This window comes from Amycolatopsis sp. NPDC051372, from assembly GCF_040682095.1.
Taxonomy (GTDB): Bacteria; Actinomycetota; Actinomycetes; order Mycobacteriales; family Pseudonocardiaceae; genus Amycolatopsis.
Genome location: NZ_JBFBAF010000008.1, coordinates 56,951 through 70,368, shown reverse-complemented (window position 1 = coordinate 70,368; position 13,418 = coordinate 56,951). Strand labels below are relative to the sequence as shown.

General features: G+C 72.6%; 13 protein-coding genes. 12 read left to right on the top strand and 1 reads right to left on the bottom strand.

What is annotated here, in order from left to right; translation table 11 throughout:
• Positions 1–89: 89 nt before the first annotated feature.
• Entirely contained in the window at positions 90–1,367 is a 1,278-nt protein-coding gene (eno, locus tag AB0M56_RS14255; protein ID WP_364175132.1) for a phosphopyruvate hydratase, read from the bottom strand.
• 450 nt (positions 1,368–1,817) lie between these two features.
• Between eno and AB0M56_RS14250 the strand changes: the two genes are divergently transcribed.
• The 12 genes from AB0M56_RS14250 to AB0M56_RS14195 all read left to right on the top strand — a co-directional run bounded on the left by AB0M56_RS14250 (position 1,818) and on the right by AB0M56_RS14195 (position 13,407).
• Complete coding sequence (locus AB0M56_RS14250; protein WP_364175129.1) at positions 1,818–2,777, top strand: phosphate/phosphite/phosphonate ABC transporter substrate-binding protein; 960 nt, start codon at positions 1,818–1,820, stop codon at positions 2,775–2,777.
• The gene (gene phnC / locus AB0M56_RS14245; protein ID WP_364175127.1) at positions 2,774–3,562 is read left to right on the top strand and encodes a phosphonate ABC transporter ATP-binding protein; all 789 of its coding nucleotides are present in this window, start codon (positions 2,774–2,776) and stop codon (positions 3,560–3,562) included. The genes AB0M56_RS14250 and phnC overlap by 4 nt, the downstream gene beginning before the upstream one ends.
• Positions 3,559–5,205, top strand: coding sequence for a phosphonate ABC transporter, permease protein PhnE (gene phnE / locus AB0M56_RS14240; protein ID WP_364175124.1), 1,647 nt, complete (start codon positions 3,559–3,561; stop codon positions 5,203–5,205). Before phnC ends, phnE begins: the two co-directional genes overlap by 4 nt.
• Positions 5,206–5,303: 98 nt before the next feature.
• On the top strand, positions 5,304–6,053 hold the full coding sequence (locus AB0M56_RS14235) for a GntR family transcriptional regulator (RefSeq protein ID WP_255637778.1): 750 nt from the start codon (positions 5,304–5,306) through the stop codon (positions 6,051–6,053).
• On the top strand, positions 6,046–6,480 hold the full coding sequence (gene phnG, locus AB0M56_RS14230; protein ID WP_364175121.1) for a phosphonate C-P lyase system protein PhnG: 435 nt from the start codon (positions 6,046–6,048) through the stop codon (positions 6,478–6,480). The genes AB0M56_RS14235 and phnG overlap by 8 nt, the downstream gene beginning before the upstream one ends.
• Before the next feature lie 5 nt (positions 6,481–6,485).
• Positions 6,486–7,067, top strand: a complete 582-nt coding sequence (gene phnH, locus AB0M56_RS14225) for a phosphonate C-P lyase system protein PhnH (protein ID WP_364175714.1) — start codon at positions 6,486–6,488, stop codon at positions 7,065–7,067.
• Entirely contained in the window at positions 7,067–8,182 is a 1,116-nt protein-coding gene (locus tag AB0M56_RS14220; protein WP_364175118.1) for a carbon-phosphorus lyase complex subunit PhnI, read from the top strand. The genes phnH and AB0M56_RS14220 overlap by 1 nt, the downstream gene beginning before the upstream one ends.
• A complete protein-coding gene (locus AB0M56_RS14215; protein ID WP_364175115.1) occupies positions 8,182–9,999 on the top strand; it encodes an alpha-D-ribose 1-methylphosphonate 5-phosphate C-P-lyase PhnJ in 1,818 nt (605 codons plus the stop codon). The genes AB0M56_RS14220 and AB0M56_RS14215 overlap by 1 nt, the downstream gene beginning before the upstream one ends.
• Before the next feature lie 5 nt (positions 10,000–10,004).
• On the top strand, positions 10,005–10,742 hold the full coding sequence (locus AB0M56_RS14210; protein WP_364175112.1) for an ATP-binding cassette domain-containing protein: 738 nt from the start codon (positions 10,005–10,007) through the stop codon (positions 10,740–10,742).
• Positions 10,743–10,776: 34 nt separating this feature from the next.
• Entirely contained in the window at positions 10,777–11,976 is a 1,200-nt protein-coding gene (locus AB0M56_RS14205) for an alpha-D-ribose 1-methylphosphonate 5-triphosphate diphosphatase (protein ID WP_364175110.1), read from the top strand.
• A 76-nt stretch (positions 11,977–12,052) separates the two neighbouring features.
• Positions 12,053–12,874 carry an inositol monophosphatase family protein gene (locus tag AB0M56_RS14200; protein WP_364175107.1) on the top strand — a complete coding sequence of 274 codons (822 nt, stop codon included), beginning with the start codon at positions 12,053–12,055 and terminating at the stop codon, positions 12,872–12,874.
• Positions 12,871–13,407 (top strand): HD domain-containing protein, encoded by a 537-nt coding sequence (locus AB0M56_RS14195; RefSeq protein ID WP_364175104.1) that lies wholly within the window; start codon positions 12,871–12,873, stop codon positions 13,405–13,407. The genes AB0M56_RS14200 and AB0M56_RS14195 overlap by 4 nt, the downstream gene beginning before the upstream one ends.
• Positions 13,408–13,418 lie beyond the last annotated feature (11 nt).

Genomic DNA, 13,418 nt, shown 5'->3' with positions numbered 1-13,418 from the left:
CTGTAGCCCGTGAGTAGTCTCGGTGATACTAGTCGTGGAAGATCGGGCCGGGCCGCCGCTCGTTGTCGTCGAGCGCTGCCGGGCCGCGCTCAGCCCCGCAGCGTGGCGCGCCCCGCGTACCGGGCCTCGGTGCCGAGCTCCTCCTCGATGCGCAGGAGCTGGTTGTACTTCGCGGTGCGGTCGGAGCGCGAGAGCGAGCCGGTCTTGATCTGGCCGCAGTTGGTGGCCACGGCGAGGTCGGCGATCGTGGTGTCCTCGGTCTCGCCCGAGCGGTGCGACATGACCGCGGAGTAGCCGGCCTTGTGCGCGGTCTCGACGGCGGCGAGCGTCTCGGTGAGCGTGCCGATCTGGTTGACCTTGATGAGGATCGAGTTCGCGATGCCGCGCTCGATGCCGTCGGACAGGATCTCCACGTTGGTGCAGAACAGGTCGTCGCCCACGAGCTGCACGCGGTCGCCGATGGTGTCGGTGAGCTGCTTCCAGCCGGTGTAGTCGTCCTGCGCCAGACCGTCCTCGATGGACACGATGGGGAAGCGCCGCGTGAGGTCTTCGAGGTAGGCCACGTGTTCTTCGATGCTGCGCTTGCGGCCCTCGCCGGTGTAGTCGTAGACCTCGCCGGTGTAGAACTCCGACGCGGCCGGGTCGAGCAGCAGCGCGATGTCCTCGCCCGGCGTATAGCCGGTCTGCTCGATCGCGCGCACCACGAACTCGAGCGCCTCGTCGGCCGAGCCGAGCTGCGGCGCGAAGCCGCCTTCGTCGCCGACGTTGGTGTTGTGGCCGGCCTCGTGCAGCGACTTGCGCAGCGTGTGGAACACCTCGGAGCCCATGCGCACGGCGTCGGCGAACGTCTCGGCGCCGACCGGGCCGATCATGAACTCCTGGAAGTCGATCGGGTTGTCGGCGTGGGCGCCGCCGTTGATGATGTTCATCATCGGCATCGGCAGCAGGTGCGCGTAGACCCCGCCGACGTAGCGGTAGAGCGGCAGGTGGCTGGCGGCCGCAGCGGCCTTCACCACGGCCAGCGACACCCCGAGCGTCGCGTTGGCGCCGAGACGGGCCTTGTTCGCGGTGCCGTCGAGCGCGATCAGCGCGCGGTCGACGTCGGCCTGCGCCTCGGCGTCGAGCCCGGTCACGGCCTCGGCGATCTCGCCGTTCACCGCGTCGACGGCCTTGCGCACGCCCTTGCCGTGGTAGCGGGACTTGTCGCCGTCACGCAGCTCCACGGCCTCGCGCGTGCCCGTGGACGCCCCCGACGGCACGGCCGCGCGCCCGCGCGACCCGTCGGCCAGCTCCACATCGACCTCGACCGTCGGGTTCCCGCGGCTGTCCAGCACCTCGCGGCCCTTGACCCGGACGATGCTTGTCATGTCGCTCCTCGGAGGTTCAAGCCGGAGCGCTCGTCGACGAGACCGTGGGCACTGCGGCGGCAGGCGGCACCACGGTGAGCCGCGAATCACGGGGAGGCTAGCAGAAATCCACTGAATCGATCCGGAGTTCCCGGGGACGATCGCGCCGGTCACGTCCCGCGCGAACCGCCGGCTGCGCGACGATCCCGGCCGCGTACCGCTCGTTCCCCGGATTCAGGATCACGATCGAATCACGAACCGCGGCCCGAGCGTCATGACCCATCGCAGGCGATCGCACACGGTCGGCGATCCCGGTCACCGGTACGGCACTCCTCCGCCCGGGTTGTGACAAGGGACGTGCGGAGTTCTGCGAAGCGTAACCACGGCTTCTCCTCACCTGCATCGGCCCGAACGACTCTCGGGACGTCAACACCTGCCGCCCTACCCGGGCGAAAAAAAGGAGAGTCCCCGATGTCCCGTCTCCCCCGACGCACGGCCGCGGCCGTCCTCGGCGTGGCCGCCGCCTTCCTCCTGGCCGCGTGCGGCCAGAGCGCGGCGACGAACACCGGCAACGCAGCCGATGGTGGCGGTCGCAACCCCGATGAGCTCGTCTTCTCGGCGGTTCCGTCCGAAAACGCGCAGAGCCTGCAGCAGTCCTTCCAGCCGGTGATCAACCTCCTCGAGAAGGAGACCGGCAAGAAGATCAAGTTCCAGCCGGCCACCGACTACGCCGCGGTGATCGAGGCGCAGCGCAGCGGCAAGGTCGACATCGCCAACTACGGCCCGCTCTCCTACGTGCTCGCCAAGAACAGCGGCGTGAAGGCCAGCCCGATCGCCGCCGGGATCACGACCAAGGGTGAAACGCCCGGCTACAAGTCCTACGGCATCACCAAGGCGGGCTCGCCGATCAAGAGCATCGCCGACTTCAAGGGCAAGAAGATCTGCTTCGTCGACCCGGCTTCGACCTCGGGCTACCTGTACCCGAAGGCCGCGCTGCTGCAGGCCGGCATCGACCCGGTCAAGGACATCACCCCGGTGATGACCGGCGGCCACGACGCGTCCGTGCTCGCCGTCAATAGCGGCCAGTGCGATGCCGGCTTCGCCGAGGACGTCATGGTCGACAAGATCCTGATCGACAAGGGCCAGCTGAAGCAGGGCGACATCAACACCGTCTGGAAGTCCGACATCATCGCCGGCTCGCCGGTCGCGGTGGACGACGACCTCTCCGCCGACCTCAAGGCGAAGATCACCGACGTGTTCCAGAACAAGGCCAACGTCGACTACCTCACCGCCAACGGCTTCTGCTCCACCGCCTGCAAGGCGGTCGACGACGCCGGCGACTGGGGCTACGCGAAGGTCGACGACGCGTTCTACGCCGGTGTCCGCAAGGTCTGCGCGACCACCAAGGACAAGCAGTGCACCGCGTCGTGACCGACGAACCGGTCATCGTCTTCGACAGCGTCAGCAAGCACTTCGGGCCTGAAGTCCGGGCGCTGGACGAGGTGTCGCTGAAGGTCCACCCGGGTGAGGTCGTGGTGCTGCTCGGGCTCTCGGGCTCCGGCAAGTCCACGCTGCTGCGCCACGTCGACGGGTTGCAGCGGCCCACCGGCGGCTCGGTCACGGTGCTCGGCACCGATGTCGGCAAGGCCCACGGCAGTGAGCTGCGGCGCCTGCGCCGGCGGATCGGGTTCGTGTTCCAGCAGTTCCACCTCATCGGCAGCCTCACGGTGCTGGAGAACGTCTGCGCGGGCGCCCTCGGACGCCTGCGCGGGCCGCGGCTGGGCCTGTTCACCTACCCGAAGTCCGTCCGGATCGAGGCACTCGGCCACCTCGAGCGCGTGGGGCTGCTCGACCGCGCGTTCCAGCGGGCCGACACGCTTTCAGGAGGCCAGCAGCAGCGCGTCGCCGTGGCGCGGGCGCTGATGCAGCGGCCGGAGATCCTGCTCGCCGACGAGCCGGTGGCCTCGCTCGACCCTGAGTCGTCGGCTCAGGTCATGGCCCTGATCCGGGAGATCGGGGCCGAGCAGAAGCTCACGGTGCTGTGCAGCCTGCACCAGGTCGATCTGGCGCTGAGCTGGGGCGACCGGGTGGTCGGCCTGCGCGGCGGCCAGGCGGTGCTCGACACCCCGGTGGCCGGGCTGGACCGCGACGCGGCCATGGGCCTGTACGCCAAGGTGGCCGCGGCCCCGCTGCCCGTGCCCGCGGCCGTCGGATGACCGCCGCGCCGCCGCTGTCCACCGCCCGCGTGGCGCAGCGGTCCCTCGCGCGGCCCCGCGCCGGTGGCACGGCGGCGTGGCTGGTCCTCGCCGCGATCGTCGCCGTCGGCGTGTGGGCGGTGGCCGACCTGAAGATCAACGTCGCCACATTCGTCGACAGCGCCGACAACGCCGTCGACTTCGCCGGCCGGATGTTCCCGCTCGACTTCCCGCCCGTGGGCGAGCTGCTGGAGCTGTGCGGGAAAACGCTGGCGATCGTGGTGTCCGCGACGTTGCTGTCGGTGATCATCAGCGTGCCGCTGGCGATCCTCGCGGCCGTGAACACGACGCCGCACCGCACGATGCGCGTCGGGGCCCGCACGCTCATCGTGCTGGCCCGGGCCGTGCCCGACGTGGTGCTCGCCATCGTGTTCTTCCGCATCTTCGGCCTCGGCGCCATGACCGGGGTGCTGGCCATGGGCCTGCACTCGGTCGGCATGGTCGCCAAGTTGTACGCCGACGCGGTCGAGCAGATCGACGAAGGCGCCCGCTCAGCCGTACGGGCGGGCGGCGCCGGGACGTTCCAGGAGCTCGTGACCGGCGTGCTCCCGCAAGTGCTGCCTGCGTTCGTGGCGACCGCATTGCACCGGCTGGACATCAACCTGCGGGTCTCGGTGGTGCTCGGGTTCGTCGGCGTCGACGGACTCGGGTACGCGATCGCCACGGCGTTCCAGCAGCTCGACTACCCGCGCGGAATGGCTCTCGCCCTGGTGGTGCTGCTGCTGTGCGTGGCGGTGGAGCTGCTCTCGGGCGCCATCCGCCGCGCGCTGCTGCGCGGGCAGGACACCCGCAAGATCGTGGCGATCCCCGTGCAACGGGGGAACCAGGTCAGTCCCGGGTGGACGTTCCGCCGGGTCGGCCAGGCCGCCTACGCGCTGGTGACCGTGCTGGTGATCGCGGCGTCCGCGTGGGGTGCCGACCTCGACCCCGCGCAGTTCTTCGGCGCGCTGGGCAATCTCGGGCAGACGGCCGGGCTGTTCTGGCCGCCCGAGACGGCCGGGATCTTCGGGCAGCTGCTCGACGACCTGTGGGTCACCGTGCAGATCGCGCTGGGCGCCACGGTGCTCGGGGCGGTGCTGGCGGTGCCGATCGGGTCGCTGGCCGCGCGCAACGTCGCGCCGGCCGCATGGGTCGCGCGCACGTTCCGGCTGATCGTGGTGCTGATCCGCGGCATCCCGGAGCTGGTGCTGGCGATCGTGTTCGTGGTGATCACCGGGCTCGGCGCGGTGGCAGGCACGCTGGCGCTCGCCGTGGGCGCGGTCGGGCTGCTGGGCAAGCTCGTGGCCGACTCGCTCGAGGAGGTCGACCCGGGCGTCGAGCAGGCGATCCGGGCGACCGGGGCGGGGCCGTGGCAGGTGTTCTTCACGGGCACGCTGCCGCAGGCGGCCCCCGCGTTCGTGGCCCACGTGCTCTACCAGCTCGACACGAACATCCGCTCGGCGACGCTGCTGGGCATCGTGGGGGCGGGCGGGATCGGCTTCGACCTGCTCAGCGCTTCCCGGGTGATCGAGTTCGGTGTGGTCACGACCGTCCTGCTGCTGGTGTTCGCCACGGTGCTGCTCGTGGAACTGCTCGCGGTCTGGCTCCGGCACGTCGTGCGCTGAGCCGCCGGCAACAAGTGTCGCTGATGTTCACCTTCGGGCGTGCGGGCGTTGGCCACGGCGCAGTTGTCCGGACAAGCCCGGCGAGCACTGTGGGTGACATGACCTCGACGAGGTACCTCGACATCGCCGACCAGCTGGCCACCGAGCTGGTGGCCTACGCACCCGGGACGCGGGTGGCGAGCGAGCCGGAGCTCGCCACCCGCTTCGGGGTCGGCCGGGCGGCCGCCCGTTCGGCGCTGCAGGAGCTGGAGCGCCGGCTGCTCGTGCGCCGCGTGCAGGGCGCCGGCACGTTCGTGAGCCGGCGCATCGACTACGTGATCTCGCACAGCCGGCCGCCGTCCTGGCACGCCACGGTGGCGGCGGCCGGGGCGACGCCGCGGTCGCAGATCAAGGGTGTGGAACGCGTCGAGGCCTGCGAGGCGGCCGCCCGGCAGCTCGAGCGGCCGGTGGGCTCACCCGTGCACCGGGTGATCCGCCACTTCTACATCGACGACCTGCTCGCCTCCTGGACCGAGGAGCTGATCCCGGTCGACGTGGCCCCGAACCTCGACCTCGCGCTGCACAGCGTGGAGTCGGTGGACCTGGTGCTGCGGCAGCTGGGCGGCGTGCAGCCGGTGCGCGCGTGGTTCCGGGCGAGTGTGGACATCCCGCCGGCCGAGGTGCTGCGCGGCCTGCAGATCGAGGCCAGGGTCCCGGTGTGGTGCATCGAAAGCGTCAACCGGGACGCCGAATCCGGCCGGGTCCTCATGACCAGCAGCGCGTGGACGCGCATGGACGCCGTCCGCGTGGTGGTGGAGCTGGAAGACCCGGCTTTCCCCGCGAAACGTGAAGGAGAACAGGGTGACTGATCCCTTGAGCCGGGAGGAGCGCTGCGGCCTGCTGGCCGAAGCCGAACCCGGCGAACTGCGGGCGCTTGCCGACGCCTGTCTCGCCGACGGCGCCGACGTGCGGGTGCTGCTCGCGCCGGAGGTCGGCTGCGTGCAGACCCAGGTGCGTGAACCCGTTGCCGGTGAACGGTTCCTGCTCGGCGACGTGCTCGCGTGCCGCGCCGAGGTGGAGCTCGCCGGGCATCGCGGCTGGGCGATGCGCCTGGGCGACGACCGCGCGGCTGTGCTCGCCGCCGCGGTGCTCGACGCCGAGGTCGAGGCCGGCCGCGCGCACGCGGCCGAAGTGGACGAGCTGTGCCGGGAGGTCGCGCGCCGCCTCGTCGAGCGGGAAGAACGCGAATGGGCCGAGCTGGCCCCGACCGTGGTCGAGTTCGAGGAGCTGACGTGATCGCCATGACCGCCACCACGCCCACCGCCGTCCTGCGCCCCGCGGGGTCGCAGCAGGTGTTCCGCACGCTGCTGGAAGCGCTTTCCCGTCCGGGTGCACCGCAGGACCTTCCCCAGGATCTGGTGCGCAGCACGGATCCCGCGGTCCTGCCGGTGCTCGCGCTCGCCGACCTCGGCACCAGCGTCTGCGTGCTGGAGGAGAGCACGAAGTGGGCCGACGCCGTCGCGCTGGCGACGTCCGCGCCGATCCGGCCGCTCGAGCTGGCCCGCCTCGTCGCGGCCGTGCGCCCGGTGACCGCCGACGAGATCACGCGCTTGTGCCGCGGCACCGCGCCGGCCCCGGAGGACGCCGCGCTGGCCGCCCTCGCAGTGTCCGATGTGGACGGCGGCGAGCGCCGCTGGCGAATCTCCGGCCCGGGTGTGCCCGGCGAACTGACCCTAGCCCCGCGCGGCCTGCCGGAGGGCTTCGCCGCCGCGCGCGCCGAAGCCGTGGCGGGCTACCCGGCGGGGATCGACGTGCTGCTGGTGACGGACGACGGCCGCGTCGTCGGCCTGCCGCGCACCACCACGATTGTCGAGGAGGACTGATGGGGTACTCGGGAGCCCGGGGCGGGCTCGAAGCCATCCTCGCGGCCGAAGACCTGGTGCGCCGCGCCCGCGACCACGCGCCGGTGGCGTGGGCCGACACCGGGCAGATCGTCGCGCGGTTCCGGCTCGCGGTCGACCGTGTGATGGGCGAGGCCGGCCTGTTCGACGAGGACACCGCCGCCGCGGCGTTCCGCCAGGCCGAAGGCGACCCGCTGGAGGCGTCGCACCTGTTGCGCGCCTACCGCTCCACGCTGCCGCGCCTGGCCGTGGGCGAGCCGGTGGACCCGGACGAAATGCTGATCCTGCGCCGGATCGTGCCGGCCTTCCGCGAGCCGGACGGCCCGCAGTTGCTGGGCCGCACCACCGACTACACCGGGCGGCTGCTCGAAAAGCCGGTCGATGCACCGGAAGCCGGCGAGCACGTGGCGGGCACTCCGAAGCCGCGCACCGACGAGCAGCGCCGGCCGCGGCGGTTCCTCGACCTGCTGCGCGAGCTCGACCTGGCCGTGGATCACCGCGGCGAGGCCGAGGACGCCGAGCCGTTCGACCTCACCCGCAAGCCCGCCCGGCCGCCGGCCCCGCGCTCGGCCGCGCTGGCCGCCATGGCGCGCGCGGAGACGGGCGCGCTGGTGTCGTTGTGGTACCGCTCGATCCTGGGACCCGACGGCAACCTCCACGAGGTCACGCTCGGCGAGGTCCGCCACGGCCGGCTGCCGCTGCGCGTGAAGCACCCGCACACCGGGAACCCCGTGTCCGTCGGCGACTTCCGGGTGACCGAGGCCGAGGCCATCGAGGATCTCAACGGCGCCGAAGAGGACCGCAGCCGCTTCGACGTGGGCTACGGACTGTGCTTCGGCCACAACGAGCGCAAGGCCATCGCGATGGCGAACCTCGACATCGCCAACCGCCGCTTCGGCAAGTCCGGCCCGCTCGAGCAGCTGCTGCTGCTGACCACCGACGGGCTCGACTCCGGCGGTTTCCTGGAGCACCTCAAGCTCCCGCACTACGTCACGTTCCGCTCGATGGTGGAACGCAAGCGGGCTCTGCAGGCCGCGGCGGGCACCGGTGAAGGGCCGGCGCCCCGGCAGACCGAGCCTTTCGGAGGGGAATGCTGATGAGCACGACCGAACAACTGCTCACCGAACTGGAAGCCGTCGCCGAACCGGCGGGCATCCTCGACGAGGGCGGCAAACGCGAGGTGCGCCGCGCGGCACTCACCGCGGTGTGCGTGCCCGGCTACCAGGTGCCCTTCGGCTCCCGCGAGATGCCGGTGGCCCGCGGCTGGGGCTCGGGCGGCCTGCAGGTGACGCTCGCCGTCGTCGGCACGGCCGACACCGTGAAGGTGATCGACCAGGGTGACGACGCCGGCGTGAACGCCACCAACCTGCGCCGGATGATCGCCGCCACCACCGGGGCGACCGAGACGGCCGACACGCGCGAGGCGACGATCGTCCAAACGCGACACCGCGTGCCCGAGGAGGCGTTGTCGGAAGGCGACGTGCTCGTGTACCAGGTGCCGGTGCCGGAACCGTTGCGCGGCGTCGAGAAGTCCATGGCCGAATGCGGCCGGATGCACGCCGAGGGCGACTACTCGGCGATGTGGGTGAGCCTGTACGAGGACATCGTCCGCAACGGCATGATCACCCGTACCACCGGCTACCCCGTGCTCGTCGGCGGCCGGTACGTGATGGCCACGACGCCGATCCCGCGGTGGGACGTGCCGAGGCTGCACCAGTCGCCGCAACTGAACCTCTTCGGCGCGGGCCGCGAGAAGCGCATCTACGCCGTGCCGCCGAACACCGACGTGAGACCCCTGACCTTCGACGACGTGCCGTTCGAGGTCGAGTACACGCCGGGCGCGGTGTGCAAGCTGTGCGGACGCGACGACACGTTCCTCGTCGCCGCCGGCACGAGCGGCGCCTACGCCTGCAGCGACACGGAGTGGTGCGCCCGGGTGCGCGCGGGCGACGCCGACGCCGACGCCCACTACCACCGCGCGCCGCTGAACCTGCTGCCGGATCCGAACCGGCGGGCCCGCGCCACCGTGACTGCGGAGCACCGGGAGATGCCGCGGCGCGAGATCGCCGCGGACGCCCCGGAGTGGGCGCTGAAGGTCACCGGCATCGGCAAGGTGCACGGCGCGGGCGGCGCGGACGCGGTGTCCGGCACCGGACCCGAGCACGGCACGGCGGTCAGCCCCGCGACGGGCGCGATCGTGGCGGCCTGGGACGTGTCCTTCGACGTCGCGCCGGGCGAGGCGCTGGGCGTGATCGGCGAGTCGGGCTCGGGCAAGTCGACCGTGCTGGCGTGCGTGATCGGCGACGAGCGCGCCACCGCCGGCGAGGTCCGGCTGGCCACTGTGGACGGTGGCCGCACGGACCTGATGACGCTGCCGGACGCGCAGCGGCGCGGCCTGCGCGTGGACTCGATGGCCGTGGTGCACCAGAACCCCGCCGACGGGCTGGACCTGCGGGTCAGCGCGGGCGGCAACATCGCCGAGCGCCTCACGGCGGCGGGCTGGCGCGGCTACCACGACATCCGCCGGCGCGCGGCCGAGCTGCTCGACCGCGTGGAGGTGCCGCTGTCGCGGATGGACGATCCCGTGGGGACGTTCTCGGGCGGCATGCGCCAGCGCGTGCAGATCGCCAAGGCCCTGGCCACCGAGCCGCCGGTGGTGCTGCTCGACGAGCCGACCACCGGGCTCGACGCGTCGGTGGCCGCCGGCGTGCTCGACCTGCTGCGCGGCCTGCTGTCCGAACGCGACATCGCGGCCGTGGTCGTGAGCCACGACTTCTCCGTGATCGACGCGCTCACCGACCGCACGATCGTGATGCAGCTCGGCCGCGTGGTCGAGCGCGGCCTGACCGACCAGCTCTTCCACGACCCCCACCACCCCTACACCCAGCGGCTCGTCGCCGCGGCCCGGAGGTGACCCCCGTGTCCCCCGTCCTGTCCTTGCGCGGCCTGCGCAAGTCGTTCACGCTGCACACGATCGACGGCCGCACGGTGCACTCGCTGCACGGCGTCGACCTCGACGTGCGCGCCGGCGAGCACGTGGCGCTCGCCGGGCCCAGCGGGGCCGGCAAGTCGTCGCTGCTGCGCTGCGTGAACCGCACCTACCTGCCCGACTCCGGCTCGGTCGGGCTGCGCACCGCCGACGGCACCGAGCTCGAGCTGACGGAGCTGCCCGACCGTGCGATGGCCCGGGTGCGCGGCCGCGAATTCGGTTACGTGTCCCAGTTCCTGGCCGCTCCCCCGCGTACCGGACCGCTCGAAGTCGTGGCCGCGACGGCCCGGCGGCGGGGCGTGGATCGTGCCGAGGCGCGGGAAGCCGCCGCCGAAGCGCTGAAGCGGCTCAACCTCGACGAGGCGCTGTGGGACGTCGACTGCTCGGTGCTCTCGGGTGGCGAGCGCCAGCGCGTGAACCTCGCCGCGGGCACCGTCCGGCCGCCGCGGCTGCTGCTGCTCGACGAGCCGGTGTCCGCTCTGGACCCGGCCAACCGCGAGTCCGCCCTGGAGCTCATCGCCTCGCTCACCGCGCGGGGCGTGGCCGTGCTGGCTGTGTTCCACGACCTCGACGCCATGCGGCGCCTGGCTTCCCGCGTCGTGCTGATGAGCGACGGCCGCATCGCTCGCGACGGCGCGCCTGAAGAAATCCTGGAGGAAGTGGCATGACGACTGCCGACGTTCTCACCACCGCGGAGGCGGCATGACTGCCGAAGTGTTCGAGTCCCGAACCGATCAGTGGACGCTCGGCGCGCCGCCCGCGGACTACGTGCTCGGGCACGTGCGCGCGGTGCTGCCGGACCGCGTGCTCGACGACGCGCTGGTGGCGGTGCGCGACGGCGTGGTCGCCACCGTTGAGCCGCACGCGCCCGGCGTCGAGGCCGATGTGGACGGTCAGGGCCTGTTGTGCGTCCCCGGTCTCGTCGACGTGCACAGCGACGGGCTGGAGAAGGAGCGGCTGCCCCGGCCCGGCGCCGAGCTGCCGATGGAGTTCGCGCTGCTGTCGTTCGAGGGCAAGCTGCGCGCGGCGGCGGTGACGACCGCGTTCCACGGCGCCGGGTTCGAGCAGAGCCGCGGGCTGGCCCGCACGGTCGAGCGCGCCCACGACGTGTGCCACGCGGTGGACGAGCGCTCGGCGAACCTGGTGGACCACCGGATCCTCTACCGGCTCGACGTCCGCTCCCCCGAAGGCCTTCAGGCGCTGCAGAGCCGGATCGCCGAGGCGCCGGACACCGGTGTCGCGCCGCTCGTGTCGCATGAGGACCACACGCCCGGTCAGGGCCAGTACGCCGACCGCAGCTATTACGAGCGCTACCTCATGGGCGTGCGCGGGCTGTCGGAGCAGGAAGCGGCGGACCACGTGACCAAGCTGATCTCCGAGCGCGACGGCCGGCTCGGCGTGCGCGAGGACGCGATGGGGTGGCTCGGCGAGCAGGCCCGCGCGGGCCGGATCCGCCTGCTGGGCCACGATCCGGCGTCGGCGCAGGAAATCGGCGAGCTGGTGGAACGCGGCGGTTCCGTCGCCGAGTTCCCGACCACCGTCGAGGCGGCGCGAGAGGCTCGCGAACACGGCCTGCCCGTGGTGATGGGCGCGCCGAACGTGCTGCGCGGCGGTTCCCACAACGGCAACGCGTCGGGCCGGGACCTCGTCGCTCTGGGCCTGGTGACGGCGCTCGCGTCGGACTACCTGCCCTCGGGCTTGCTCGCGGCGGCGTTCGCGCTCGTCGACGACGGCCTCGTGACCCTGCCCGAAGCCATCGCGCTCGTCACGAGCGGTCCCGCGGCCGTCGCGGGGCTCGACGACCGCGGCCGGCTCGAAGCCGGCCGGCGCGCCGACCTCGCCCTCATCGCGGCGGGCCCGCGGTGGCCGGTCGTCCACACCACCCTGGTGAGCAAGGCATGACCGGGCTCGCGAGGGAATCGAATCGACACAGCGCTTCGCGGCTCAGCCGCGGCGCCGAGCGCAGCGAGGTGCGCGCATGAGTTTCATCGGATGGCCCGTGCCCGAGCCCGTGATCCCCGAGGGCACGCACCCCGCCCTCGCCGACGCCACCCGCGCGGCCGTCGCCGCGTTCGCCGCGGCCCGGGCGAAGCACACCCGCGCGGAACTGGCGGAGAAGGTGCAGATCGGCGCCGACGGGACGCCGACGATGCGGCTGGACATCCTCGTCGACACCGCCGTCGCCGAGGTCGTGGACTCCCACCGCGTGAACCTGCTGAGCGAAGAGATCGGCGTGATCGACCACGGTTCGTCGGTGACGCTCGTCGTCGACCCGGTCGACGGCACCGCCAACGCGGCGGCCGGCGTGCCGCTCTCGGCGTTCGCCGGCGTCGTGGCCGTGGACGGGGTCGCGACCGAGGCCCTGACCTGCTGGCTCGACACCGGCCGCTGCTGGCACGCCGTCGCCGGCCGGCCGACGCCGTATCGCACCACGGGCCGGCGTGAGCTCGACGGCGCGGCCGTGAGCCTGCTGCGCCCGCACGGCTCCGACGACGACGCGTGGTGGCGCGTGGCCAAGCGCGCCTCGCGCGTGCGGATCCTGTCCACCAGCTGCCTCGAGGCGGCCCTGGTCGCCGAGGGCTCCACCGACGCGTTCGCCGACGCGGGCTCCGACACCCACCGGATCATGGACCTCGCCGCGGCGATGGTGATGGTCCCCGCCGCCGGCGGCGCCGTGCTCGACGTGAACGGCCGTCCGCTGGAGATCGACCCCGACCTGACGCGCCGCTGGTCCGGTGTCGTCGCCGCCACCCGCGAGCTCGCGGAAGAGCTCGTCAGCACGCTGGAGGAGAAGCCGTGACCCTCACCCGAGAAGCGCTGGCCGAGCTCGTCGACGGTCTTGCCGGACTGCCCTACGGCGGCGAGGCCGTGGACCAGCGCACCCACGCGCTGCAGGCCGGCTGGTTCGCCGCGCGGCACGGCGGCGACGACGAGCTCGTCCTGGCCGCGACGCTGCACGACATCGGCCGCGCCCGGGCCGTCCGCGAGGAGTGGCCGGGCCTGCCGCACGAGCTGTCCGGCGCCGAGTTCGCGCGCCGCCACCTCGGCGAGCGCGCCGCGTGGATCATCGCGCAGCACGTGCCGGCCAAGCGCTACCTCGTCGCCACCGACGCCGAGTACCACGACCACCTCAGCCCCGCGTCCGTCGCGTCGCTGAAGGTCCAGGGCGGCCCGATGACGGCCCCGGAGGTCGTCGAGTTCGCGTCCCACCCGAACGCCGAGGAGGCCGTGCTCGTCCGCCGCTGGGACGACGACGCCAAGGACCCGAACGGCCCGGTGCTGGCGACCGCCGACGTGGTCGCCGCGTACGACCGGTTCCTCGCGAGCCGCTGACGCGGTTTCGC

What these genes read in the sequence shown, in the direction of transcription:
- eno (WP_364175132.1), bottom strand. Translation starts at nt 1,367, where the DNA reads ATGACAAGCATCGTCCGGGTCAAGGGCCGCGAGGTGCTGGACAGCCGC.
- AB0M56_RS14250 (WP_364175129.1), top strand. Translation starts at nt 1,818, where the DNA reads ATGTCCCGTCTCCCCCGACGCACGGCCGCGGCCGTCCTCGGCGTGGCC.
- phnE (WP_364175124.1), top strand. Translation starts at nt 3,559, where the DNA reads ATGACCGCCGCGCCGCCGCTGTCCACCGCCCGCGTGGCGCAGCGGTCC.
- AB0M56_RS14235 (WP_255637778.1), top strand. Translation starts at nt 5,304, where the DNA reads ATGACCTCGACGAGGTACCTCGACATCGCCGACCAGCTGGCCACCGAG.
- phnH (WP_364175714.1), top strand. Translation starts at nt 6,486, where the DNA reads ATGACCGCCACCACGCCCACCGCCGTCCTGCGCCCCGCGGGGTCGCAG.
- AB0M56_RS14220 (WP_364175118.1), top strand. Translation starts at nt 7,067, where the DNA reads ATGGGGTACTCGGGAGCCCGGGGCGGGCTCGAAGCCATCCTCGCGGCC.
- AB0M56_RS14215 (WP_364175115.1), top strand. Translation starts at nt 8,182, where the DNA reads ATGAGCACGACCGAACAACTGCTCACCGAACTGGAAGCCGTCGCCGAA.
- AB0M56_RS14205 (WP_364175110.1), top strand. Translation starts at nt 10,777, where the DNA reads ATGACTGCCGAAGTGTTCGAGTCCCGAACCGATCAGTGGACGCTCGGC.
- AB0M56_RS14200 (WP_364175107.1), top strand. Translation starts at nt 12,053, where the DNA reads ATGAGTTTCATCGGATGGCCCGTGCCCGAGCCCGTGATCCCCGAGGGC.